Genomic DNA, 24328 nt, shown 5'->3' with positions numbered 1-24328 from the left:
GAACATAGTTTGATTATAGCGTTAGTTTTCGTTTTTTTGCTTTTTTATTATACTGTAAACACAAATTCCATTGATGAACGCCTTAGGAAGACACATTTTAGTTGAATTTTACGATTGCTCTCCTGAATTGATGAACGATGTGATGCACATCGAAAACAGCATGGTTGCTGCTGCCGAGACAGCAGGAGCCACTGTCATCAACAGTACATTCCATCACTTTTCGCCCTACGGTGTATCTGGAGTGGTGGTGATTCAGGAAAGCCACCTGGCTATACATACCTGGCCGGAGTATGGCTATGCAGCCGTAGACCTTTTCACCTGTGGCGACTCAGTTGATCCATGGGTTTCGTACAGATACCTGAAAGAGGCGTTTGAGGCTGGACATGGTTCTGCCATGGAGTGCCGTCGCGGGCAGCTGGACCTTTTGAAACGCAAGGATTTCAACCTGGAGTCAATGCGTGATGTGTCTCCTAAGCCAGTAGAAGTGGCGGGTACCATTACACGCGATGTGTGGTTTACTGAGCGTGATGAGAATATAGCCCTGTCGTTAAAGCACTCTGGTAATCAACTATACAAGAAAGACTCTGATTATCAGCGGGTGGAAGTATATGAGACATTGGCCTATGGCAACATGCTGACCCTGGATGGCATGGTGATGTGCACACAGAAAGATGAGTATGTGTACCATGAGATGATTACCCATGTGCCGATGTTCAGTAACCGCAAGGCTAAGCGTGCACTTGTAATTGGCGGCGGCGATGGCGGTACGGTTCGCGAACTGTTGCGCCATGAGCAACTGGAGGAAGTAACATTGGTTGAAATCGACGAACTGGTAATTGAAGCCTGTAAACTGCACTTACCGGAAACAGCCGTTGCATTTGATAACCCTCGTTTGAACCTCCTGGTGGAAGACGGAATCAAGTACATTAAAGAGTGTGCTGATGCGCACTATGACTTGATTATCGTGGATTCAGCCGATCCGGTTGGTCCGGGAGAAGGCCTGTTCACGGCTGAGTTTTACAAAGAGGTATACCGTTGTCTGACAAATGATGGTGTGATGATCACGCAGAGTGAGTCGCCACGCTTCAACAGTGCGGTTTTTGTTGAAATTTACGACACCTATAAGCAAATATTCGGCAAGGAGAAAGTACATTGCTACCTGGCTGCTATCCCTACTTACCCTACAGGGACCTGGAGTTTCTCTTATTCATCCAAGGGTAATGCGCACCCATTGCAGTTTGATGCGGAAGCCGCTGCTGCGTTCTCACAGAGCCAGGGACTTAAATATTACAACGAAGGTATACATACAGCTGCGTTTGCTTTGCCAAACTTTGTGAAAGAGCTGCTCAACTCAAACCCAAACAACGTGACCGATGAATACTCCGCAGAGCCAACCAACTAACAGCAAGGAGCAAAAAATCGCCAACTTTGACCCGAATGGCGTTGGCGATATAAACGGGGGCCTGTTCGGTCTGCCGTTTACGGTAGAGGAATCGGAAGTGGTGCTTATACCTGTTCCATGGGAAGTAACGGTGTCTTATAGTGCGGGTACGGCAGCCGGACCAGAGGCAATCATGGACGCCTCTCCTCAGCTCGACCTTTTTGAACCGGCCATTAAGAATGCTTGGAAACTAGGTATAGCCATGGAGGATATATCGCAAGAATGGGCAGCTGTAAGTGACAACCTGCGTCAAAAAGCAGAGAACTACATCAATTGGCTGGAAGAGGGAAGTCCTGAGGCGGATAAGAGTGAATTTGAAAACTTACCGGCTGAGGTCACCCAAAAAGGGGAGGAGCTGCTGAACTGGTTAAAAGAGAGAGCCCTTACCCATCTGGATAAAGGTAAATTGGTAGGCGTGGTAGGAGGAGACCATAGTACACCGCTCGGGTTAATGCATGCACTTGCTGAACGTCACGAAGAATATGGAATACTGCAGGTGGATGCCCATGCCGACCTGCGTGATGCATATGAAGGCTTCAAGTACTCTCACGCTTCCATCATGTACAATGCCCTACAGTTGCCCCAAGTGAAAAAACTGGTACAGGTAGGTATACGGGACATTTGCCAGGCAGAGGCAGAGCTGGCGGACCAGTCCAATGGCCGTGTGACCATCTTCTACGACAGTGTGCTGAAGGAGAATATGTATGAAGGGGACAGCTGGAAGAAAGAGTGTAAGAAAATCATCGCCCAACTGCCGCAGAAGGTATACATCAGCTTCGATATAGATGGTCTGGATCCTAAACTGTGTCCTGCCACTGGTACACCTGTACCCGGAGGACTCGAGTTTGAGGAAGCCATATACCTGATCAAGGCACTTGTAAAATCCGGCCGCGAAATCATCGGGTTTGACTTATGCGAAGTGGCACCAGGCGATAGTGAGTGGAACGGAAACGTAGGTGCCCGTCTGCTCTATAAGCTGTGCAATTGGATGGCTGTGTCTCAAAAGCGATTGGAAATACAGTAAGTTACCTTTTTCAGTTAATACCGTATAGCGTGGTATGAATAATAAACTATCACTATATATTATCTGATTGAAATGGGACTGATCGTAAAAATTCTACTCACTGGTGTAGCAGTTTTGCTGGCCGCCTACATTTTGCCTGGTGTGCAAATCGCCGGGTTCGGTTCGGCCCTAATATTGGCTGTCGTGCTGGCCCTCTTGAATGCTGTCGTTCGGCCGATACTGGTTATTTTGACTATACCTGTCACAGTCATCACATTAGGCCTGTTTCTGCTAGTCATCAATGCACTGATTATACTGCTGGCAGATTTCCTGGTGCCGGGTTTCCAGGTGGACGGCTTTTTGTGGGCACTCATATTTAGTTTAGTTCTTTCCTTAATCGAAGCTGTGCTGGATATGATTTTCTAGTGAGATAGACTAAGAATTCAAAAGGCCCGGGAACTGCTTGTTCCCGGGCCTTTTCTTTTGATAATTTTATAGGTAAGACTTTTTGTTATCTGCCAGACATCCAGGCTTCGCAGGCGTCAGCGCATTCACGACAGGCATCGGCGCATTTCTGGCAATGCTCATGTTTGTGTTTGCGACATTCTTCTTCGCACTGACGGCAAATCTCAATGCATTCCTTCATCACATGCTTGGCATGGGCAGAGTCCCGCGCAACAAAACGGGCCGTAATCATGCAGATATCGGAACAGTCCCGGTCCAGCATGATGCAACGTGCCATCATTTTCACGTCATCTTCCTGTAAACATGCCGTTGCACAAGTCTCGCAGGCGGTAATACATTTAATCAATACGTGCTCAAGGTCGTTCGTTCTTTCAGACTTCATAGTTTGTTATCTTATAGGTTCATGATGTTGTATTGGTACGGGACTCCATGCTGTTTGTTTATGGCAGGAATAACGCAAGTCCCTCAGGAACTCAAAAGATGATATTTATGGTTAACTTTGGAATTGAACCCACCAATTTTTTCGGGCAATATTCAGGTAGTAAGACAGTATGAGTACAGGTATACGAGAAGCACGCGAGGCACTTAAACTATATTTCGGGTATGAACAGTTCAGGCCCATGCAAGAGCAGATCATCTCCAATGTTTTAGGTGGTCAGGATGTTCTGGTTCTAATGCCAACAGGAGGTGGTAAGTCTGTGTGCTACCAAGTGCCTGCCGTTGTGATGCCTGGTCTGTGTGTGGTGGTGTCGCCGCTGATTGCCCTCATGAAAGACCAGGTGGAGGCCCTGCTTGTCAATGGTATACCTGCCGCCTATCTGAATAGCTCGCAATCAGGAGAAGAACAGTACGACATTGAAAACAAATGTCTGAACGGAGCTATTAAACTGCTTTATGTATCGCCGGAAAAGCTACTTTCAGCAGGTTTCTTCTCATTCCTGAAACGACTCCAGGTTTCTCTTTTCGCCGTGGATGAGGCACACTGTATATCTGCCTGGGGACATGATTTCCGTCCGGAGTACACACAATTGCGTGCCCTAAAGCAGCAGTTCCCCGCTATACCTGTGGTGGCGCTGACCGCCACTGCGGATAAACTCACGCAGAAAGACATTCAGGAACAATTGCAACTCAATCAGCCTGAAGTCTTTGTTGCCTCCTTCGACCGTCCCAACATCAACCTGATGGTGCAGTCTGGCCAGAACCGCTTACACAAGATAACGGAGTTCCTGGGGCGCCATCATGGACAGCCCGGAATCATATACTGCCTGAGTAGGAAAGCCACCGAAAGCCTTGCTAAAAAGCTGAAGGAAAACGGGTATAACGCTACTTTTTATCACGCAGGCATGAACGCGCAGCTACGTGCCAAGGCGCAGGAGGCATTTTTGCGCGACGATGTTCAGATTGTTTGCGCCACGATCGCGTTCGGTATGGGGATTGACAAATCGAATGTGCGCTGGGTGATCCATTATAATCTTCCTAAAAACATCGAAGGTTATTACCAGGAGATAGGTCGTGCCGGGCGTGATGGCGCTAAATCAGACGCTCTGCTTTTCTATAGTTTTGCCGATGTGATCAATATGCGCAACATGCTCTCTGAAAACGACAAAGCGCAGACAGAGCTGCAATTGGTTAAATTAGAGCGCATGCAACAATTTGCAGAGGCAACGTTTTGCCGTCGGCGCATCTTGTTGCAGTACTTTGGCGAGACCATGCCTAAAGATTGCGGTAATTGTGACATCTGTCGTAATCCACCTACCAGCTTTGATGGCACGCTGCTGGTTCAAAAAGCGCTTTCTGCCATTGCACGCACACAAGAGCGGGTTAACATGAGTTTGCTGGTAGATGTATTGCGAGGATCACGCAACAGTCAGGTGCTTTCATCTGGTTACGACCGGATCAAAACCTATGGGGCAGGTCGCGATATCGGAACGCTTGACTGGCACCGTTACCTGCATCAGATGCTGAACGCAGGTTTGATTGAACTCGCTTACGATCAGAACTATACCTTGAAGCTGACAGACCAGAGCCGACAGGTTTTGTTTGAGGGCAGAAAAATTGAGTTAGTGAAGTTCGAGGAAGTGAAGCAGCAGGATGAGCCTCGCATCAAGGAAAAACCGAAACGGGAGATTATACGCGACGCTCTGTTCGAGCGCCTGAGAGCCCTGCGGAAGCGGTTGGCTGACGAATTGAATGTGCCGCCGTACGTTGTCTTTACAGACAGCACACTGCAGGAAATGGCCGCTGAAAAACCTACCAACAAGATCGCGATGTTGTCGATAAGTGGGGTGGGAGCTCAGAAATTTGAACGGTACGGGCACGACTTTATCAGTGAGATTATTGCCTTCATGACGGAGGAACAGGCCAAAGGCAGTGCCATCAAAGGAGCAACGCATTTGGTAACCTGGGAGGCCTACAAACAAGGGTATAGCCCCGAAGAGATTGCACAGCAGCGTAAACTCAACCCGATCACCATTTACTCTCATCTGGCTACGTTGTTAGAACAGGGGTATGCTATACCTGTAAAGGATTTTGTAAGCAAAAGAGAGTATGATTCGATTGTGGAAGCTATAGAGAAGCTGGGTCGGGATGCCAAACTGAAAGAACTCTTCGAGTACCTGGATGAGCGCTACGAATATTTTAAAATCAGGCTATCGCTGGCTATGTACAAAAAGCAATATGCCTGGTAGAAGCCTTTTGACTTCACAAAAGCATAAAAACAAAGAAGGCCACTAATTTTTAGTGGCCTTCTTTGTTAAGAAATTATGTGCTTACTCTACAGAGGCAATTGGGTCTGGCCAGCTGTCCTTATCACCGTTCACGATACCCTGAGCAAATACCTCACCTCGTAAAAGCAGAATACCGGCCACGTGGGGCGAAGCGTAAGATGTTCCGGCAGATCCACTGCCGATACCACCGCCGATTCTGGTTGTAGTGATGTTTACGCCGGGTGCAGTGAAATCCACAGGGGCGCCATAGTTAGAGCTAGACCAGAACTGATGGTAGCGGTCCATGGCAGATACTGTATACACGCCAGGAGCGTCCACGCGGGCCGGTGAGTTCATCGAGCAATCAACGGCACTGTTGCCAGATGCTATGGCAAAGAATATACCTTTGCTGGCTGCGGTCATAACAGCATTATCCAGAGTGCTGGACACACCGCTACCCAGGCTCATGTTCACAACGTCACCAGGCTTACCGGTATTCGTCACATAGTTCACGGCACTGATGGCCCGTGAAACAGTGCCGTAGCCTGTGTTATCGAAAACGCGCAATGCTACGATTGATGCATTGGCAGCCACACCGATCATACCGGTGCCATTGTTTTTAGCAGCAATTACACCAGCTACCTGCGTTCCATGTCCGTAGCCATCCTCAACCGATTCGTCTCCGTAAATAAGTGATCTACTGCGCGATAAATCAACATTGAGGTCCGGATGGTCCGTGTCTACTCCTGAGTCAATCACGTAAACTGTTTTGCCAGTACCGTCACCGAACCCGTTCATAGCAATGTGCCAAGGCAGGTTTTCGCCTACAAGCGGCGTTATTTTAGTGTAACTAGCCGGTAGAGGCTCTTCTGGAGCAGGTGCAGTGGGTACTTCCGGCTCTTGCGGTTGCTCTATTACCGGTTCCTCTACCGGAGCGGGTTCAATAGGGGCTGGTTCTACAGGAGCTGGTTCTGTAGGAGTTTTGCCTTTGCCATTTGGTTTACTCCCTCCCGTAGTGGATCCATCTTTTTTACCTCCGCCATTGGAACCGCTTTCAGTTGGAGTTGGCTTGGCAAGCGCAATAATTCTGTCCTGCTCAACATACGCGATTTCCGGATCTTGGCGAAGTTTATCAAGTTGCTGTTGCGTCAAGCGGGCGGCGAATCCGTTTACAGCACCTTCATAATTTTGCTCAATAGCTGAGCGTTCAATGCCCGCAGAAGTAATCATGCGCTCACGGAGTGTATTGGTGGCACCACGGCTAGCTAGATTGAGAGCATTTACACCAGTAGCCCGCAAACTGGCACTGTTCTTAAACACTACAATGTACTGACCAGGAATGGCCTGGCCATGTTGAGTGTCAATCAGTGAAACCGAATTTTGAAATTGTTCTTGCATAAAAGCTTCTTTCTGGCAACCAGTAAGCGCAAAAACTGATGAGAAGGCAATTCCCGATAATGCCTTCAATAGTGTAGAAGTTTTCATCAATAATTTAAGTTTGGTTAGAAGATAATAAAATATAAAAAATCAACTTTTTGTATAAATTATCGCAACAGCAATGTTTTTCAAAAAGTTTAAATTCTAATAAAATTGTAGTTAGGTAATTTTTATTAGATAATTAAGTGTAAAAAATGGAAAATTCAATAGCAGAAATAGTGCTAAATGAATTCAACATGTTTTCCCGGAAGGCTAGTAAAATCGTCTGTTTAGTAGAGTTTTGCCATATTTATACTTAAGTGTCCTAATTGTTTCGATAAATATAAATGGATTTAACATGCAATTGCAACAAAATATATATTTATTTTTTAATGTAAATATATTAAGATTGAAATCATAAATTAAAAATACTGAATATTGATTTTTAATTGCATTATAAAGATGCTATACAGGAAATAAGATTTATGATGAATTGCATTTAAAATAATTTACTAACTAAATTAGTAATTAGCGTATACATTTAGTAAATTTACAAGAGCAAACTGTGTAGCATGTTTGCACTGTTTATCCGGACTTAAAGTTGTTCCAATGGAAAAGGTGACATCAAATATCAGACACTTGCGCAAGAGCGCGGGTTTTACCCAAGCGCAGCTGGCTGAGAAATTAGATATTAAAAGATCGTTAGTAGGAGCTTATGAAGAGGGAAGGGCGGAGCCTAAGCTGAGTACGCTTGTGAATGTGGCCAAGCTCTTCGATGTATCACTTGATGAACTGATCACAGCGGACTTATCCAATCCGCTTTACAAACCTACTGCAAATGCTAGTGGCGGCGGGAAGTTACGTGTACTGGCTATTACAGTAGACCAGGATGAGCGGGAAAATATTGAACTTGTGCCACACAAGGCAAGCGCAGGATACCTGAATGGCTATGCGGACCCTGAGTTTATTGAAGAATTGCCTCGGTTTAAGCTGCCTACCCTTGGCACTGGCGGCACCTACAGGGCATTTGAAATAAGCGGTGACTCCATGCTGCCCATTGCTTCAGGCACTGTTATAGTCGGTAGGTTTGTGGATGATTGGAGCTCGGTTAAAGACGGAACACCTTGTATTGTAGTAAGCGAGAAAGAAGGTGTCGTCTTCAAGCGAGTCTATAATAAACTGAAAGAGGCATCAAGTCTGCGGCTTCATTCCGATAACCCTGTTTACTCCCCATATGAGGTGCATATGGAGGACGTGCTGGAAATCTGGGAAGCCAAGTCTTATATCAGCTCTACTTTCCCGATCGCTGACCTCTCGCTCGACAAGCTCTCATCTATTGTGCTAGACCTGCAGAAGGAAATGCAAAAGCTCAAAAAGGCTTAAAAGGTCTGCTTTAAAAATGTATTTTAGATCATCCTGCTCAATTTTGGGCAGGATGTTTTGTTTTATGCTATTCAGGCAGCATTTGCTAACAAGAAACATACTTCTGCGTACTTGTTAGCAGAAATATATTTGCCTTTATCATTCAATGGCAGGAACTATATAACAGCGCTTCATGATAAAACTAATTACCGCCTCCGAAAGGCATCAGGCTAACGTGGGAGATTGGCTTAAATCGCACTACCTGTTTTCTTTTGCCGATCATTACGATCCATCCAACATGGAATTTGGTCCGCTGCGCGTGTTTAACGATGACTATATATCCCCGAAAGCGGGTTTTCCAGCGCATCCCCACACGGAGATTGAGATCGTGACTATTGTATTGTCAGGTGAGCTTACGCATAAGGACAATATCGGAAACCAGGCGACTATTTCGCCGGGCCAGGTACAGCGCATGACCGCCGGAACTGGCATGACACATTCGGAAAGTAATGAGACAGATGAGGAAGTACACTTATTGCAACTTTGGTTCGTGCCCAACCAACGTAATTTGGCGCCGTCTTACGAGTTGATGCAGGTAGACTTTCTGAGTACTAAAAATAAACTAACACCCTTGGTAACGGGCCAGAAAGTGCTGGAAGATGTTGTTTTCCTGAACTCTAATTCCACAGTATACTATGGTAGTGTAGACCAGGGGGAGGAAATCAACTTCAGGACTTTTAAAATCCGGAAGACCCTGCTTTATCTTTTAAGCGGCAGCTTGTTGGTCAACAATGTAGAGGCCGACATCCACGACCAGGTAAGGCTTGATGACCAGGAATTGGTAACCATACGTGGCACTTCCTCGGCTACTTTCATATTAGTTGATGTGCCTGCCTTAGAAGTTAACTATTAAGTATCAAAAAGGGGAGCCGGTTATAGCCGTTCCCCTTTTAAGTGTTTAATTTAATGGGATAGCATCAAACTTTCTTATTGCTATACCTAATGACCAGGTCACCCTAGCTTGTTTTCATCATGACCAGGTATGGCTTGAGCCTCTTGCAGCAGGCTTTCATCTATTGTCTTGCTTGTTTTGGCCCCTAGCTCCTTCAGTATCTCCACTCGCCTTATAAGGTTGCCTTTTCCTTCCGTTAATTTGTTCATGGCTGTGTTGTAAGCTCCTTGGCTACTTTCCAGATGCCGTCCAATAGTTTTAAGGTCGTCGACAAAGCCAACGAATTTATCATACAGCTTGCCGCTCTCTTCCGCGATTCTGAGTACATTCCGCTTCTGGTCCTCCTGCCGCCATACGCCAGCTACCGTCCTAAGGGTTGCCAATAGGGTAGAGGTCGTAACCAGCACGATGTTTTTATCGAAGGCGTCTGTAAAAATATTCTGGTCATGTTGAAGTGCCAGGTTGAAGGCCGGCTCAATGGGGATATACATCAACACAAAATCCGGCGAGTTGATGCCGCTAAGCCGATGGTAGTTTTTACGGCCCAGGTCAGTGTAATGGGTGCGAATAGAGCCAATGTGACTCCGCAGGTAAGCCTCCATCTGTGTATCGTCTTCGCAGCTGCAATAAGCTTCATAAGCTACCAACGAGAGCTTGGAGTCAATTACCAGGTGTTTGCTGTCAGGTAGGCGCACAATCACATCCGGACGGTATACCTTGTTTTCGTCATTCTGCCGAACTTCTTCGCGTTCATAATGCACCCCTTTCCGCAATCCTGACTTTTCGAGCAGGCTCTCCAACAGGTACTCGCCCCAGTTACCCTGCGTTTTGCTCTCGCCTTTAAGGGCTTTGGTCAAATTCAGCGCATCCTGGCTCATTTGCTGATTCAGCGAGGCCAGCTGGGTAATTTGCTCTTTAAGGGATATACTTTCCTTGAGCGTTTTCTCGTAAGTCTGGTCTACTTTAGTCTCAAACTCTTTAATGCGCTCTTTGAGCGGTGACAGGATGCGTTCCAGATTCTCAGATGAGGCCTTGTTGAAGTGCTCGGCATTGGTCATGAGCACTTGGTTGGAGATACTCTGGAACTGCTGAAGGAATTTCTCACGGAGTTGCTCAAGTTCCTTTCCTTGCTCCTGCATTCTGCTTCGGAGATGATCGTAGTCCGTCTCTACTTTTGTCAGCGCATTTGTCAAATCCAATGTTTCAGTTTGAGCGTCACGCAACTGCCGCTTAAGGGTTTCGGCTTCTTCTGATTTGATTCTAGCCTGTCCCTCTAACACGCCCTGGGCAACAGCCGCCTGGTTAGCATTTTGCTGCAAAGTGTTGAGCTTGCCTCTGAATACCAAAAACGCGACTACCAAACCACCCAGAAAGCCCGCTATACCTATGATAATCTCCATATGGTAAAGGTAAAGTTTTTTAGCATTCTTAACTATCTGCTAACTAAATTAGTTTTATATGCCATTACTGAGACTCAATACATTACTGTGTCAATTACCTGTGACCTTCCCACTCCGCATAAAACTGGTCCAGGAACTCTTCCATATAAACGTGTCGGGCAGCCGCTATACTACGCGCTGTTTCGGTGTGTAGCCGGTCTTTGAGCAATAACAGCTTTTCATAAAAATGATTGATGGTAGGTGCTGTGCTATTTTTGTATTCTTCGAAAGAAGCATGCTGAACCGGACTTATCTGCGGGTTGTAGAGCTCCCGGTTTTTGTGCCCGCCATAGGCAAAGGTGCGCGCTATACCAATGGCTCCAATAGCGTCCAGCCGGTCGGCGTCCTGCACAATGCAACCTTCCAGCGTTGGCATAGCCGAGGAAGTGCCGGCCCCTTTAAAAGATAAATCACTGACTATTTTACAAACATGTACAATGGTCTGTTCTTCCACGTTAAGTTTTTGAAGCCACGCCCGAACCATCCGGGGCCCAACCGATTCATCTCCATTATGAAACTTATGATCGCCGATGTCGTGCAGCAAAGCGGCAAGTTCTACAACGAAACGGTCTGCTTTTACCTCTTTGTCGGCAATGTGCAAAGCATTTTTCCAGACGCGATAGATATGCCACCAGTCGTGTCCTGAGCCTTCGCCCGACATCAGCTCTTTCACATAGGTTGCTGTGGCTTGTATAATTTCATTTGGTTGTTGCATGGCCGTTTTGTTGGTTTTGTCCAAAGCTGCTAAATATATGGCAATGCCGCAACGATTCCCTTTAGCGGTTGCACACCTTTTGATGTTGGGCTGCGAGTTAATGCGCTGCGGCATTGAACGAAGCTGCTCCTATTTCAAAGGAATTAATTGTGTAAAAACGCTACACCTTATTGTAGGAGGTATGCCGTGATAAGAACCTGTTTTACAACTTGCCCGATTTTTATAGCTAACCCGGCTTGGCTACCTTTGCTTCAATACACCAAAATACACCTTCAACTTGAATAAATATTTAAGAAATTTTTTAGGCGCTATACCATTTCTGCTCTGCCTCGTGCTGCTATCTATACCTGCGCAAGGGCAAATCCTTAACATAGAGCGCTCCAGGGTAGAGCGCGACACAGGAGAGTACCTGACCGGAAAAGCCGGGCTTAATTTCTCAATGTTCAACCGTAATGCAGGTCGTAACAATCCCAACAATTTCCTGCAACTGACCTTCAACGGCGATCTGGCTTATATCTCGGACAAGCACAGCTACCTGCTGCTCAATTATTATAACTACCTCGTGGTAAATTATGATACCAAAGAACAGCGAAATACGATTGCCAGCAACGGCTATTCGCATTTCCGCGTTAATTTGATGCGGCAACGGAAGCTTTCTTATGAGGTGTTTGCGCAATTCCAGGCTGACATGGCCCGTGGGTTAGAGCGCCGTGTATTGACTGGAGGAGGGCTACGCTATAAGGTATACCATAGTGAAAAGACCAGTATTTTTGCAGGCACTGGCTTCATGCACGAGCATGAAAGCTGGAAAGATCCGGAGCAGGAAGGGGTATCCCGAATTTCGAATCTGCCCAAATCCACCAATTACATCAGCCTGCGAGCTAAATTATCCGAACAGGTGGAAACAAATAACATAGCCTATTTTCAGACTGGGTATGACCCTGACATTAGCCGCATGCGAAACAGGGTGAGCGGAGAGTTGGGAATAAATGTACGCCTGTGGAGCCGCCTTTCGATGAAGACCAATTTCAGCTGTACTTACGAAGACCGACCAATAGTGCCAGTGACCCGATTTATCTATGCTATCACCAATGGGCTTCAGGTTGAGTTTTAGCAACAATAATCATCTGCCAATCAGTGATTTCCTCAATATAAGCGCTCTGTGCCTCACCCTTAATATCAAATTTTTTTAATATTATTTTCTCATCGTCAAACAAACTCTCTCTTTTTGGCGTATGCTGCGGCATAGGCTACATGTAATTCAGGGTTGAAAAGTGTTAGATTTTCTGACTCGTTGTTTGCTCGGCCGAAAGCTCTCTTGTTTATATTTTGATGATAGCAAGTTAACCCTTTGTTAAAAGGGGCTATACCTGTACGGGTAAAGGAGTCCTATTAAACTCATTCCCCAAATCAGGCTTGTTTAACTATGCACTGAATTATTCTTGTACATTTTATTTAAATGGAAAAATCTTCTAAAATCTACATCGCCGGGCACAGGGGCATGGTTGGCTCTGCCATATATCGTAAACTGAAGGCCGATGGCTTTGAAAACATCATTACCCGCACATCGTCTGAACTCGACTTACGCAACCAACAGGCTGTTCTCGATTTTTTTGCTGAGGAGCTACCAGACTATGTATACCTGGCTGCTGCTAAAGTAGGGGGCATACAGGCCAACAATACCTATCGGGCCGAGTTCTTGTTCGATAATCTGATGATAGAGGCGAACATTATTCACGCTGCCCATCTGAACAATGTAAAAAAGCTACTCTTCCTGGGTTCTTCTTGCATTTACCCTAAAATGGCTCCGCAGCCTCTTAAAGAGGAGTATCTGCTTACAGGTGAGTTAGAACCGACAAATGAGCCTTATGCCATCGCCAAAATCACGGGCATCAAACTATGTGAATCTTACCGCGACCAGTACGGCAGCAACTTTATCAGCGTGATGCCTACTAACTTGTATGGCTACAATGATAATTACGATCTGAACAACTCGCATGTGTTGCCGGCACTTATTCGCAAAATACATGAGGCAAAAGACAACAACGCGGCCACTGTTACCGTATGGGGCACAGGGAATCCGAAACGCGAGTTCCTATTTGCTGACGACTTGGCTGCCGCTTGCGTATACCTGATGGAGCAGTACGACGGCAGGGAATTGGTGAACATTGGAACCGGCGAAGACATTTCCATTAAAGAACTGGCGTTGCTGATTAAAGACGTGATTGGGTTTGAGGGCGAACTTGAATTTGACACTTCGAAGCCGGACGGGACGCCCCGCAAGCTAATGGACGTGTCGAAATTGCATAGCCTGGGTTTCCGCCACAAAATTGAATTGCGTGAAGGTATAGCACTGGCCTATGCCGACTTCAAAGAAAAATACGTGACAGCATAACAAAATATAAATGACCCGCATAAAATCGCGAGGTCAGCCTACAGATATTCAAAACAAAAAAGATCATTATAATTTAGAGATACAAAATGAAGACAGCCCTTATCACTGGAGTTACCGGACAAGATGGTGCATATTTAGCTGAATTACTGCTAAGCAAAGGATATAAAGTGCATGGTGTGAAACGTCGTAGCTCGATGTTTAACACAGAGCGTATCGACCACCTCTACCAGGATCCGCATGAAAAGAACATCAACTTCAAGCTTCACTACGGTGACCTGACGGATTCTACTAACCTGATCCGCATTATCCAGGAAACCCAGCCTGACGAGATTTACAACCTGGCTGCGATGAGCCACGTGAAAGTTAGCTTTGACACGCCAGAATATACTGCCAACGCTGACGGACTCGGTACACTGCGTATCCTGGAAGCCATCCGCATCCTGGGGCTGACTAAAAAGACCAAAGTATACCAGGCATCCACATCAGAGCTGTACGGCCTGGTGCAGGCTGTTCCTCAAACGGAAACCACCCCATTCTATCCACGCTCTCCTTATGCGGTAGCTAAGCTATATGCTTACTGGATTACGGTGAACTACCGCGAGGCTTATGGCATGTTTGCCTGCAACGGCATTCTGTTCAACCACGAATCGCCGCTGCGTGGTGAGACTTTCGTAACCCGTAAGATTACCCGTGCCGCCGCCCGTATTGCCATGGGGCTGCAGGATAGCCTGTACCTTGGTAACATGGATGCCAAGCGTGACTGGGGACATGCCAAGGATTACGTAGAGGCGATGTGGCGCATCCTGCAGCAGGATACACCAGAAGACTTCGTGATCGCGACTGGCGTTACCACCACCGTGCGTGATTTTGTGAAGATGTCTTTTGCCGAAGTGGGCATTGAAATTGAGTTTAAAGGCGAAGGTATAGACGAGAAAGGCTATGTAGCCGCCTGCAACAACCCTGAATATCAGATCGAAATTGGAAAAGAAGTAGTATGTGTTGACCCGAATTACTTCCGTCCAACTGAAGTGGAGTTGTTGATCGGTGACGCAACCAAGTCGAAAGAGAAGCTGGGTTGGGTTCCTAAGTATGACCTGCCGGCTCTGGTGAAGGACATGATGCAAAACGATATTGAGCTGTTCAAGCGCGACACTTACCTGATGGAAGGTGGACACCGCATTCTGAACTACCACGAGTAAGATCAACAAAAGTTTTATACCTTAAAAGGTATAGCCAAAAGGCAGCTTCAAGAAATTGGAGCTGCCTTTTCAGTTAATAGCGTTACACCGCCTTACGGTAGGGACAGGCCGCGACCGGTCCGATTTGGTCACAGGTATAGGTATAGGTATAGGTATAGGTATAGGTATAGGTATAGGTATAGGTATAGGTATAGGTATAGGTATAGGTATAGGTATAGGTATAGGTATAGGTATAGGTATAGGTATAGGTATAGGTAGGAGGGGGCTGTAAACGCAAAAAGCCCTTGATTTCTCAAGAGCTTTTAAGCGGTCTGGACGGGACTCGAACCCGCGACCTCCGCCGTGACAGGGCGGCATTCTAACCAACTGAACTACCAGACCAATAATTTAAATAAGAGCCATTTGCTTCTAAGCACTAAACCGCAGTTTAATTTCTGCGGTCTGGACGGGACTCGAACCCGCGACCTCCGCCGTGACAGGGCGGCATTCTAACCAACTGAACTACCAGACCAAAATTCTTGCAATAGAAGAGCCGATTGCTCTCGGATAATAAACCGCAGGGTTTAAACTGCGGTCTGGACGGGACTCGAACCCGCGACCTCCGCCGTGACAGGGCGGCATTCTAACCAACTGAACTACCAGACCAAAAGTTTTCCTTAACGCTATCCGTTAAAGTGACACAAATGTAGAGGGTAATTTTTGATTGTGCAAGAGTAGCCTAATATTTTGACGCTATATTTTTGGTGCAAATTTGTAACTTGCTCAAAACCAAATATTCTATTTTAATAATAAAGGATAATTTTTTCAGTTTAGCTGCAGCATATCCGGAAACTGTTAAATTTGTAGCTGAATTAGCGACTAGATAATATGCTTTTGGACTTTGAACAACCTATAGCTGCCCTGGAAGGCAAACTGCTCGAAATGAAAAAACTGGCTACTGAAAGCCAGGTAGATGTTTCGGAGGCAGTTAAAGCGCTTGAAGAAAAAATCAAGACGCTCAAGAAAGAAACCTATGCCAACCTCACCCGCTGGCAGCGAGTACAGCTTTCGCGCCATCCAGACAGACCCTATACCTTAGATTATATTGCCGGCATCACCGACAAGTTTGTGGAGCTGCACGGCGACCGCACGGTGAGCGATGATAAAGCCATGGTGGGCGGTTTCGGTGAAGTAGAGGGCCGTAGCGTGATGTTCATCGGGCAGCAAAAAGGTCGAAACACCAAGCAGCGCCAAATGCGCAACTTTGGTATGGCCAATCCGGAAGGTTACCGAAAGGCGCTACGCCTGATGAAAATGGCTGAGAAGTTTAACAGGCCAATCGTTACGTTTATAGATACACCGGGCGCATTCCCTGGTCTTGAGGCGGAGGAGCGTGGACAGGGCGAGGCCATCGCCCGAAATCTGAAGGAAATGTTCATGCTGAAGGTGCCTGTCATTTGTATCATTATCGGTGAAGGTGCTTCTGGCGGAGCTTTGGGTATAGCTATTGGCGACCGCGTGATGATGCTTGAGAACACCTGGTATTCTGTTATCTCACCGGAGTCGTGCTCGTCCATTTTATGGCGTAGCTGGAATTACAAAGAGCAGGCGGCCGAAGCTCTGAAGCTTACAGCCACTGATATGTTGCAAAACAAGTTGATCGATGGCATTATCAAAGAGCCGCTTGGAGGTGCTCACACCGAACCGGAGCGTATGATGCGCATGCTCAAGAAGGAAATCATCAAAATGCTGGACGAACTGGAAGGGGTTGCATCGGAAGACCGTATTATGCAGCGCATCGAAAAGTTCTCTGCGATGGGAGTAGTGCTGGAAGATTAACGCTTTCAGAGAATATAGTCATCAATCACACCCAGGCATTAATTTTAGCGGTGTTGTGATTTAAATGAACTGCTAATATTCTATCCGGTTGTAAGCCGGTTTAGAGTTCAACTATTATACCTTCAAAATTAAAAGAGGTGGCAAGGCTGATAGGCTTTGCCACCTCTTTTTGTTTTAATATCTTTAAGCAATAGGTTGAAATAACATGATGTAATCCGGTTTGCAACTAGTTTGCGGATTACATTAGCCTCATTCTCTCATTCACAAAATAGAATCATGAAATTACACGTAATCGATACAGGCTTTTTCAAATTGGATGGGGGTGCCATGTTTGGCGTGGTGCCTAAAACGCTTTGGCAACGTACCAATCCGGCAGATGAGAACAATTTGTGTACCTGGGCCATGCGCTGTCTGCTCATCGAAGACGGTGACCGCCTGATCCTGATCGATAACGGCATAGGCGATAAGCAGGACGCCAGGTTTTTCAGCCACTATTACCTGCACGGCGAAGCCACCCTGGCAAAATCCCTGCATGCAGCAGGCTTTTCCCATGCCGATGTGACGGATGTTTTTCTGACGCACTTGCACTTTGACCATTGCGGAGGCGGTGTAAGATACAAAAACAGTGAAGGCGCTTTGGACTTGGTGTTCCCAAATGCCACTTACTGGTCCAATGCTGACCATTGGAAGTGGGCCACTGAGCCAAACGCCCGCGAGAAAGCCTCTTTTCTGAAGGAGAACATAATGCCCATGCAGCAAAGCGGACACCTGAAATTTATCGATCCGAACCAACCTTCTCCTTTTCCGCAGTTCGACATTTTCTATGCCGATGGCCATACGGATAAAATGATGGTGCCAATTATACCTTATAAGGACCGCAAAGTAGCTTTCATGGCAGACCTGCTTCCGTCTACTGGTCATATTCCATTGCCTTATGTGATGGGATACGACACCCGGCCACTGCTCACACTGGATGAAAAAGCCCGTTTCCTGCAAACCGCTGCAGATGAGAATTATGTGCTATACCTGGAGCACGACTCCGTAAGTGAATGCTGCACCGTGCAACACACAGAGAAAGGCATTCGTTTAGAAAATTCATTCTCACTAAGCGAATTGTAGCATTATGCAGGTTGGGCTGGCGTTGTCGGGGGGAGCTGCCAGAGGTATAGCCCATCTGGGGGTTCTCAAGGCATTTGATGAATTAGGCATTAAACCGAGTATCATCTCCGGGGTCAGCTCAGGAGCCATAGCCGGTGTATTTTACGCGGCAGGCTATTCTCCAGACGATATCCTGAAGCTCATCAAGGAATTGAAAATCTTCAGTATTGTCCGACTGGCTATCGGACAGATCGGTATCCTGCACCTGGAAGCCGTAGAGAAACTCTTCTGCAAATACCTGGGGGAGGCCGCTACATTTGAGGATTTACAAGTTCCGGTGGTTGTGAGCGCCACTGAAATGAACGAGGGGGTGACAGCATACTTCTCGAGTGGCGATCTAATTAAGCCTTTACTCGCCTCCTGCGCCGTACCGATTTTGTACCGACCCATTGCCTATAAAGGGATGCTTCTAAACGATGGAGGTTTGCTGAATAACATGCCGTTGGACCCACTCGAGGGAAATTGCGATTTCAAAATCGGCGTACATACCAACCCCGTTAATCACCAGGCCCGCATTACTTCCCTGCGCAGTATGATTGAGCGCACCGCCCATCTGGCCATCAATAACAACGTGATGTTGCGCATGCATAAATGCGACTTTTTCATTGAACCTCCAGAGCTGAAATATTTCCGGTTGATGAGCTTCAGTAAAGCAGATGAGATGTTTGATATTGGCTACCGCTATACCTTAAGTCTAAAAGACCAATTGCTGGGTAAATTAATGTTAGAGGACAACTAATCGCTTTTTTGTATTTAAAGTATTGGTAAATTATCTGTAGCAACCTTGTTTAGCCAGTTTTTTATTCGTAAAATTCAATCAGTTAATCTGTAATTTCGTATATATCAATATTCTTATAAATAATCTTTGTTATGCCAAAGTCTTTACTTGCCCTATTGCTATTGGTCAGCCTTACAATACATTTTTCAGCCTATTCGCAGGAAAACGAGAGTTCGCTTATACGGGCAAAGATAAAACACGGCTCCGTCATGATAGGGGGAAGCATTAATGGAAGCTATTTGCTAACCTCTAGTGAGCTCAATAGCGCCGGCAATCAGGTTGACAGCAGAGTAATCAATGCCGCTTTGAGAGGTAAGAATGGTTATTTTGTAAGGGAGGACCTGGTCGTAGGCCTCGATTTGAGTGTACTGCATCGAAGCTCAAAAGTAACTTCAATTACTGATGCTCCGAGTGAAGCCAAACGAGAGACCTTTGTGATGGCAGGACCTTTTGCCAGGTATTATTTGCTGAATGGGGTTTTTGGAGAATTGAGCATGCTGGCCGGCCTGCAGAATTTCAATGACGTGAACGCAAAATATAAAGCCATAGGCGGGTCTCTGGGCGTCGGCTATGCTTATTTTATTAACGAAAAATTTTCATTGGAGCCGGTATTGTCATTCCGTTACTTCCAAAAAGTGGATCGTAATGATCGGAGTTACCGAGAACTGGGCCCTATGCTCGGCTTTGGTTTACAGGTATACCTTTTAAGAAAGCGCTCCCACATTATAAAGCAAGGCTTGTAAGCAATTCCCATTTTAATTTTTATATAGTATATTTGACATGCTAATCCGAAAACTCTTATCGAGTTTGTGGATTAGCATTTTTTATAACCAACTATATGTTTGCAAAAGCACTCTCCAAACTTTTATTCAAAGTATCGGGCTGGAAACTCAATGGCAACCTCAGCCCTGAGCTTCGTCGCTGCGTGATGGTCGCCGCTCCGCATACCAGCAACTGGGATTTTATTTATGCCAGAGCCGCTTTCTACATTATGGATGCCCCGATCCGGTTCACTATTAAAAAAGAGTTCATGAAGTTCCCGTTCGGGGGACTGCTAAAATCCATGGGGGCATTGCCAATTGACCGGTCTAAGAACACCCGGATGGTGGATGCCATGATTCGTATTTTCAAGGAAACCCCCGGCGATATGTGCGTATTGGTCACCCCGGAAGGTACTCGCAAGTACCAACCACGCTGGCGTATGGGTTTCTACCACGTAGCCCTCGGTGCCGGAGTTCCGATCGTTCTTGGATACGTCGATTACTCTAAAAAGGAAGCAGGCATAGGGCCCGCCATTTACCCATCCGGTGACATCGAAGCTGATCTGGATAAAATAATGGCGTTCTATCGCACCAAACAAGCCAAATACCCTGAGCAAGGGGTAAGGTAGAACCTATTGCTATACCTAATCAAGAGCACAATGAACATTGAAGCACTACGGGAGATTTGCCTGGGACTGCCCGGGGTAGCCGAGGATGTAAAATGGGGAGCAGATTTATGTTTTCTGGTAGGGGCGAAAATGTTCTGTGTCACAGGACTTGAAGGAGAGCCTGGTGTCTCCTTCAAAGTGGGGGAAGACGAGTTTGAAGAACTGTCTGCTTCGCATGCTATTATACCTGCGCCTTACATGGCTCGAAATAAATGGGTACAGGTAAAAGCCTGGGACCGGTTAACAAGACACGAGTGGGAAAGTTATGTTAAGCAGTCTTATGAACTGGTGAAAGCAAAACTTCCGAAACGGATCCAGAAAGAAATAGAAGCCAGCCAGGTATAGGGATTATCTTCTTTATCTAAAACCATCCATATTAAAACAGAGACGCCGCTGAATAGTCAGCGGCGTCTCTGTTTTAGCTAATTTTATAATACTTTAGGCAATTTGACGTAGATCCACAGGTATAACCCTCGATATACCTGCTTCGATCATGGTAATGCCGTACATCACATCCGTAGACGCCATGGTGCGCTTGTTATGCGTTACCACAATGAATTGCGACTCGTTGGAGAATGTGCGGATGATGTTGTTGAACTTGTCAATGTTCGCATCATCCAATGGAGCGTCCACCTCATCGAATATACAGAACGGAGCTGGCTTGAGCAGGTAGATGGCGAATAGGAGCGAGATAGCTGTTAGCGTTTTCTCTCCACCCGACAGCTGGTTAATAGTTAACGGACGCTTGCCTTTGGGCTGTGCCATAATCTCTATACGCGAGTCAAGTGGGTTTTTCGGGTCTGTAAGCACCAGATCGCAATTATCTTCCTCGGTAAACAAACTGCGGAACACCCGGATGAAATTATGCTTTATCTCATTGAACGAAGCCAGAAACTTCTCTTTAGCTACCGTATCAATCTCATTAATGGTGTCAATCAGCGCGTTTTTGGCGTTCACTAGGTCATCCCGTTGCTCTGTGATAAACTTATTGCGCTCCTCAATTTCCACGTAAGCCTCGGCCGCCATGGCATTTACCGGTCCCATCTTGTCCAAAACAGATTTTACGTCTGCAATGCTCTTACTCAGCTCATCGTTGCTGAGTTGGAAAAGCCCCTCATGCTCCATTTCAGGTATAGGCTGCTCCAAATCATCTGTCGCAATGTTAAACTCTGCGGCAAGGCGCTCTTGTACCGACACCAGCTTAATGCGTGTGTCATTGATGGCTTGCTGCATGCGCATAAGGAGCTCATCTGAGTTTTGGCGTTTGCGTTGCAATTCACGAATGGTCTTGTCTTTTTCATCCAGATCACCACGCAGGCTAAAGTATTTCTTCTCCACCGCATCCAGCTCATAGCCAAACTCACGGCGTGCCTCCACCATTGTCTCAACCAGCGCTTCGTTTTCTTCGATGAAATCTGTCGCCTGCAGGGTTTCTTCTTCCGATTTTGCCAGTTCCTGACGCAGCCCGGTTATACGCTCCTGATTGGTTTCCACCGTTTTCTGCTTATAGCTTATTTCCTGCTGTAAGCTCCCAAAGCGGTTTTTGAGCTGATGAAACTGGATGTTTTCCTGGTTATACATACCAGATATAACCGTGATCTGTTCCTGTTGCTGATTAATCTGGGAGTTAAGCACTGATAGCCGTTCTTCCAGCACCTTCAGCTCCTGCATATCTTCTTCGGCCTGAGGCGATACCTGCTTACTTTGGATATAAAGGTCATCGAGGCGCTGCTGCAATTCCTGTTGTTTCTGGTCGAAGTTCTTGCGGTTTTGCTGATGCTGCTCATTTTTTATCCGGACAGTCAGCAGATCCTGCTGCAGCTTGGCCACTTCCTTCTCCAAAACCTTAATGGCCTCTTTCTGAGATTCACCTTTGTAGTTTAACAGGATCTGTTGCTGTGCGTTCAGGCGGCTCTGTGTCAGGTCTACCTGGTGCTGAAGCTGCTCGATTTCTTCCGCCAGTTTGTCCAGGTTCTGCTTGCGGCCCAGTCGGCTGCCATCAAACAAACCAACAGAACCCCCCGAAAGGCTGAGTGGCTTTTTGATAGCTGAACCGTCTTTTAAGATAATCGTGCGGTAATCCTCAGCAGAGAAGTCGTCTTCTGAAGCATCACTGATGTATACATTGCGCAGCATGTACTTCAGGAGGCTACTGTATTTTTTGTCGGCAGAAACCACCTCGAAAGCAGCTTTTAAAGTGCCGTCGCTGAAGGTTGCGGTTGGCTCTAGTTCCTCAATTTCGGAGAGGATAATGAAGTTAGCCCTGCCCTTATTATGTTGTTTCAGCAAGGCAATCGCATCCACCGCATCCTGCAGCTCTTCCACCACAAAGAAGTTCATGTAGGGCTCGAGGTAGCTTTCGATAAGCGACTTATAATCAGGCTCGCACATGATGATGTCGGAGAGGAGGGGCGCTGGCTTTTTCCAGTCTTCCGACTGAGCCAGGTATTTGATCGCCTCCGGAAAACCCTCCATATTTTCAACCAATGACTTGGTAAGGTTGTACTGGTTCTGGCGGGCGTCGAGCGTTCTGTTCAAATCTACCAACTGCTCTTTCAGTCCTTCCATATCAACCTCGGTTTTCTCGATGCTCTGAAGCAGCGATTCTTCCTTAGCTTGCAAGCCTACCAGCAGGGTTGTCTTTTCTTCCAGTTCGGCCTGCACTTCCTGCAGTTGCTCTTGTAGGATAGCACCATCTTCCTCGGCATTGAGTTGTTGCTGACGAAGTTGTTCGAGGTCCTGCGTTAGGTTCTGAATCTGTACCTGGCCGATTTCCAGAGACTTGTTAAGCTGAAAAACGGCATGTTGCTTGGTGCGCTGTTCCTGGCTTAGTTCCTGCAAATCTTCCTGCAGGCTCAGTTTTTGTTCGTTGGCCTCCTGCAACTGCTCCTTCAAAGCATTCACCTGCTCTTCTGCACCGGCAAAGCCATCCTGAACTTCCAGCAATTCATCGCGGAGCGACACAATGCTATCCTGGGTATGCTCCAAGTTGGCTGTGTCCTGACTGATCTGCTGGCGAAGCTGCGTCATGCGTTCTTTCAGAAAGTTGCTGCGCTCAGATTTCAGTTTGATATCGTTTTCAAATTGGCGCAACCTGGCGGTCTGCACCTGCATGGTCTTTTGCATTTCGGACAGCTGCTCCTGGGTCTGGTTCAACTCGGATTTCTGGTCAGCAATGGCATCTTCGGCTTCTGTTACAGCCAATACATAGCTTTCCTTCAGACTCGTTTCCTGCTGCACGTCCTGCTCCAGTCGTTCCAAGGTAAGCTGGTATTGGGTAATATTACGCCTAGAATACTCAAGGCTGAATTTTTTATAGTCATCCTTTAACTGAAAATACTTGATCGCCTGTTTTGCCTGGCGCTCCAGCGTCTTCATGTTTTTCCCGATCTCGAACAGCACATCTTCCACACGCTCCAGGTCGGCGTCGGTCTCCTCCAGTTTTTTCAGGGTTTGTTTTTTGCGTACCCGGAATTTGGATATACCTGCCGCTTCCTCAAACAGCAATCGGCGCGAGTTCTCCTTATCGTTCAGGATCTCATCCACCATTTTAAGCTCGATGATCGCATAACTATCCGAGCCTATACCTGTGTCCAGGAAAAGTTCATTAATGTCCTTGAGGCGGCAGGTAACGCCATTCAGCATGTACTCGCTGTCGCCGTTGCGGTAATATTTCCGGGTTACCGTTACCTGAGAGTATTCCGTGGGCAGAATGCCCTTGTTGTTGTCAAAGGTAATGGACACCTCTGCCATTTGGACAGGTTTTCGAGTTTTGGAGCCGTTGAAGATCACGTTCTCCATTTTATCGGATCGCAGATTTCGTGTTTTCTGCTCTCCTAACACCCAGCGTATGGCATCCACAATGTTGGACTTGCCGCAACCGTTGGGCCCAACTATACCGGTGATACCTTCATCAAAATTGATGACGACACGGTCGCCAAAGCTCTTGAATCCCTTAATTTCTAATCTTGATACTTGCATTCGCGTCAGCGGAATCTATTCAAACCAAACTCAAAAATAAGACTAATTTGTTTACCAAAGCGAACCTAAGCA

22 protein-coding genes and 3 tRNA genes are annotated in these 24328 nt (G+C 46.6%); 15 read left to right on the top strand and 10 right to left on the bottom strand.

Annotated elements, in window-relative coordinates:
* Positions 1-73: 73 nt before the first annotated feature.
* From speE to H9Q13_RS03870, 3 genes are all read left to right on the top strand, one after another.
* Positions 74-1402, top strand: coding sequence for a polyamine aminopropyltransferase (speE, locus tag H9Q13_RS03880; protein WP_191182416.1), 1329 nt, complete (start codon positions 74-76; stop codon positions 1400-1402).
* Complete coding sequence (locus tag H9Q13_RS03875; RefSeq protein WP_191182415.1) at positions 1374-2465, top strand: agmatinase family protein; 1092 nt, start codon at positions 1374-1376, stop codon at positions 2463-2465. The genes speE and H9Q13_RS03875 overlap by 29 nt, the downstream gene beginning before the upstream one ends.
* Positions 2466-2537: 72 nt before the next feature.
* A complete protein-coding gene (locus tag H9Q13_RS03870) occupies positions 2538-2870 on the top strand; it encodes a phage holin family protein (protein WP_191182414.1) in 333 nt (110 codons plus the stop codon).
* Between the two features lie 85 nt (positions 2871-2955).
* Here the strand turns inward: H9Q13_RS03870 and H9Q13_RS03865 are convergent, their stop codons facing one another.
* Entirely contained in the window at positions 2956-3189 is a 234-nt protein-coding gene (locus H9Q13_RS03865; RefSeq protein ID WP_317173872.1) for a four-helix bundle copper-binding protein, read from the bottom strand.
* Positions 3190-3460: 271 nt separating this feature from the next.
* Here H9Q13_RS03865 and recQ point away from each other — a divergent pair, with 271 nt between their 5' ends.
* The gene (gene recQ / locus H9Q13_RS03860) at positions 3461-5596 is read left to right on the top strand and encodes a DNA helicase RecQ (protein WP_191182412.1); all 2136 of its coding nucleotides are present in this window, start codon (positions 3461-3463) and stop codon (positions 5594-5596) included.
* 81 nt (positions 5597-5677) lie between these two features.
* On the opposite strand, the gene H9Q13_RS03855 is transcribed toward recQ, so the two are convergent.
* On the bottom strand, positions 5678-7012 hold the full coding sequence (locus H9Q13_RS03855) for a S8 family serine peptidase (RefSeq protein ID WP_191182411.1): 1335 nt from the start codon (positions 7010-7012) through the stop codon (positions 5678-5680).
* A gap of 627 nt (positions 7013-7639) precedes the next feature.
* Here H9Q13_RS03855 and H9Q13_RS03850 point away from each other — a divergent pair.
* Both H9Q13_RS03850 and H9Q13_RS03845 read left to right on the top strand, forming a co-directional pair.
* Positions 7640-8413, top strand: a complete 774-nt coding sequence (locus tag H9Q13_RS03850) for an XRE family transcriptional regulator (RefSeq protein WP_191182410.1) — start codon at positions 7640-7642, stop codon at positions 8411-8413.
* Between the two features lie 172 nt (positions 8414-8585).
* On the top strand, positions 8586-9305 hold the full coding sequence (locus H9Q13_RS03845; protein WP_191182409.1) for a pirin family protein: 720 nt from the start codon (positions 8586-8588) through the stop codon (positions 9303-9305).
* A gap of 98 nt (positions 9306-9403) precedes the next feature.
* On the opposite strand, the gene rmuC is transcribed toward H9Q13_RS03845, so the two are convergent.
* Positions 9404-10744: a DNA recombination protein RmuC gene (gene rmuC / locus H9Q13_RS03840; protein ID WP_191182408.1), complete on the bottom strand. Its 1341-nt coding sequence runs from the start codon at positions 10742-10744 to the stop codon at positions 9404-9406.
* A 94-nt stretch (positions 10745-10838) separates the two neighbouring features.
* Complete coding sequence (locus tag H9Q13_RS03835) at positions 10839-11522, bottom strand: HD domain-containing protein (RefSeq protein ID WP_224744041.1); 684 nt, start codon at positions 11520-11522, stop codon at positions 10839-10841.
* A 253-nt stretch (positions 11523-11775) separates the two neighbouring features.
* On the opposite strand from H9Q13_RS03835, the gene H9Q13_RS03830 reads away from it, so the two are divergent.
* Positions 11776-12612, top strand: a complete 837-nt coding sequence (locus H9Q13_RS03830; RefSeq protein ID WP_191182407.1) for a DUF481 domain-containing protein — start codon at positions 11776-11778, stop codon at positions 12610-12612.
* Here the strand turns inward: H9Q13_RS03830 and H9Q13_RS03825 are convergent.
* A complete protein-coding gene (locus tag H9Q13_RS03825) occupies positions 12584-12745 on the bottom strand; it encodes a hypothetical protein (RefSeq protein WP_191182406.1) in 162 nt (53 codons plus the stop codon). The genes H9Q13_RS03830 and H9Q13_RS03825 overlap by 29 nt on opposite strands.
* A 212-nt stretch (positions 12746-12957) precedes the next feature.
* Between H9Q13_RS03825 and fcl the strand changes: the two genes are divergently transcribed.
* Both fcl and gmd read left to right on the top strand, forming a co-directional pair.
* A complete protein-coding gene (fcl, locus tag H9Q13_RS03820) occupies positions 12958-13893 on the top strand; it encodes a GDP-L-fucose synthase (RefSeq protein WP_191182405.1) in 936 nt (311 codons plus the stop codon).
* A gap of 86 nt (positions 13894-13979) precedes the next feature.
* A complete protein-coding gene (gene gmd, locus H9Q13_RS03815; protein ID WP_191182404.1) occupies positions 13980-15092 on the top strand; it encodes a GDP-mannose 4,6-dehydratase in 1113 nt (370 codons plus the stop codon).
* 82 nt (positions 15093-15174) lie between these two features.
* On the opposite strand, the gene H9Q13_RS03810 is transcribed toward gmd, so the two are convergent.
* The 4 genes from H9Q13_RS03810 to H9Q13_RS03795 all read right to left on the bottom strand — a co-directional run bounded on the left by H9Q13_RS03810 (position 15175) and on the right by H9Q13_RS03795 (position 15737).
* Positions 15175-15369: a hypothetical protein gene (locus tag H9Q13_RS03810; protein WP_191182403.1), complete on the bottom strand. Its 195-nt coding sequence runs from the start codon at positions 15367-15369 to the stop codon at positions 15175-15177.
* Between the two features lie 30 nt (positions 15370-15399).
* Positions 15400-15473: transfer RNA gene (locus H9Q13_RS03805), tRNA-Asp, on the bottom strand.
* A 56-nt stretch (positions 15474-15529) separates the two neighbouring features.
* Positions 15530-15603 (bottom strand) — tRNA-Asp (locus tag H9Q13_RS03800).
* A gap of 60 nt (positions 15604-15663) precedes the next feature.
* Positions 15664-15737: transfer RNA gene (locus tag H9Q13_RS03795), tRNA-Asp, on the bottom strand.
* Positions 15738-15959: 222 nt separating this feature from the next.
* On the opposite strand from H9Q13_RS03795, the gene H9Q13_RS03790 reads away from it, so the two are divergent.
* The 6 genes from H9Q13_RS03790 (at position 15960) to H9Q13_RS03765 (ending at position 20620) form a co-directional block, all read left to right on the top strand.
* Complete coding sequence (locus tag H9Q13_RS03790) at positions 15960-16910, top strand: acetyl-CoA carboxylase carboxyltransferase subunit alpha (RefSeq protein WP_191182402.1); 951 nt, start codon at positions 15960-15962, stop codon at positions 16908-16910.
* A 276-nt stretch (positions 16911-17186) separates the two neighbouring features.
* Complete coding sequence (locus H9Q13_RS03785) at positions 17187-18029, top strand: MBL fold metallo-hydrolase (protein ID WP_191182401.1); 843 nt, start codon at positions 17187-17189, stop codon at positions 18027-18029.
* A 4-nt stretch (positions 18030-18033) separates the two neighbouring features.
* The gene (locus tag H9Q13_RS03780) at positions 18034-18807 is read left to right on the top strand and encodes a patatin-like phospholipase family protein (RefSeq protein WP_191182400.1); all 774 of its coding nucleotides are present in this window, start codon (positions 18034-18036) and stop codon (positions 18805-18807) included.
* A gap of 131 nt (positions 18808-18938) precedes the next feature.
* A complete protein-coding gene (locus tag H9Q13_RS03775; protein ID WP_191182399.1) occupies positions 18939-19589 on the top strand; it encodes an autotransporter outer membrane beta-barrel domain-containing protein in 651 nt (216 codons plus the stop codon).
* A gap of 95 nt (positions 19590-19684) precedes the next feature.
* Entirely contained in the window at positions 19685-20236 is a 552-nt protein-coding gene (locus H9Q13_RS03770) for a 1-acyl-sn-glycerol-3-phosphate acyltransferase (RefSeq protein ID WP_191182398.1), read from the top strand.
* A gap of 30 nt (positions 20237-20266) precedes the next feature.
* Positions 20267-20620 (top strand): MmcQ/YjbR family DNA-binding protein, encoded by a 354-nt coding sequence (locus tag H9Q13_RS03765; protein WP_191182397.1) that lies wholly within the window; start codon positions 20267-20269, stop codon positions 20618-20620.
* Positions 20621-20713: 93 nt separating this feature from the next.
* On the opposite strand, the gene smc is transcribed toward H9Q13_RS03765, so the two are convergent.
* Complete coding sequence (smc, locus tag H9Q13_RS03760; protein WP_191182396.1) at positions 20714-24256, bottom strand: chromosome segregation protein SMC; 3543 nt, start codon at positions 24254-24256, stop codon at positions 20714-20716.
* Positions 24257-24328: the final 72 nt, after the last annotated feature.

This window comes from Pontibacter aquaedesilientis (assembly GCF_014773225.1).
Taxonomy (GTDB): domain Bacteria; phylum Bacteroidota; class Bacteroidia; order Cytophagales; family Hymenobacteraceae; genus Pontibacter; species Pontibacter aquaedesilientis.
This window is presented reverse-complemented; position numbering and strand designations above follow the sequence as displayed.